This is a genomic window from Moorena sp. SIO3I6 (assembly GCF_010672095.1).
Window position 1 is genome coordinate 1 of the sequence record NZ_JAAHHU010001682.1, and the last position, 1,077, is coordinate 1,077.

Annotated in this window: 1 protein-coding gene; it reads left to right on the forward strand. The window is 38.7% G+C overall.

The window, feature by feature from the left end; genetic code table 11:
* Positions 1–531: 531 nt before the first annotated feature.
* On the forward strand, positions 532–855 hold the full coding sequence (locus F6K49_RS52260) for a hypothetical protein (protein ID WP_293110951.1): 324 nt from the start codon (positions 532–534) through the stop codon (positions 853–855).
* Positions 856–1,077 lie beyond the last annotated feature (222 nt).

Sequence of the window (1,077 nt, forward strand, 5' to 3'; positions counted from 1 at the left end):
TGGGGTGATGGGGTGATGACGTGATCAGGTGATGGGGTCAGAAGTATATAGAAATCCTCAATCATTTGTGAAAAAGAACCCATGGTGAGATTCTTACTTCTCTTCCTCCACTTCTGGTCTGAGACCCCTCTCCCCCTCTTCTGGTGTTTCACAACTCAAATCGGATTGCTATATTTTCTTCTATCCCACTCTCAAGGGTCCGACCGTTGATTGTTCAAAGTACCAAAGATGACGTTAAACGTCAGGCAATAAAATATCGATTTTGCCTGCCAGCCTTTTTCCTTTTCACCCTCTCCCATTTCTGCTTAGTGATTGGTATACATCAACTCAAACACAACAAAAACGCAATCGCAAACATCGAAACTTCATCTTGAAACTATAGCATCAATTCAGTAATTTTCCGTAAACTTTAGGCGTTATGTGAAGAGTACTGTGAACCATGAATAACGCTAGGATAACGACCGCCATTGATTACTGAATTGGGCTTCTAGTAAGCCTTATTTCTAGATCTCAATCAACTTAACTCTACTTATGAACCATCGTTATTGGAGAACCTTTATCGAAGCAGCTGCTGTCACTACCTGCCTGATGTTTGTCAATGGGATTCCCCCAATGACTGAAAATTTTCTCTCTGGAACCGTTATGAATAATAAGTTTTTCCAGAATTATAACGATGGCGTTAAGGAAGTAGTCGCTCAACAATCTACTTACCCCTTGAATATTTCATCACTATCATTAGGAAGTTTAGATAGTTTACCTGAAACATTATGGCATGTCAAGTTTAACCAATTAACAGCATCAACGGTGACCCAGGAATATTTCATTGATTCTGCCTTGATATTATGCAGTTTTTAATGATGCTATTCATAGGTTTATTACACTATAAATAGATAATCAGGAGTTAAAATGTTACAAGTGTGTCTACAGCAATCCTGGTCCCAGGATAAACCAATTAGCAAAATTGTATTTCCAGCAATTTTACCAAGCAGTTTGGGAAATTTTGCCACCTTATGCTTGATGTTATCCCCACAGGAAATTCAGTATTATCTATTCAGCAAGCCCCACAGTCAATTTGTC

Coding starts and splice junctions, on each gene's coding strand:
- F6K49_RS52260 (WP_293110951.1), top strand. CDS start 532: ATGAACCATCGTTATTGGAGAACCTTTATCGAAGCAGCTGCTGTCACT.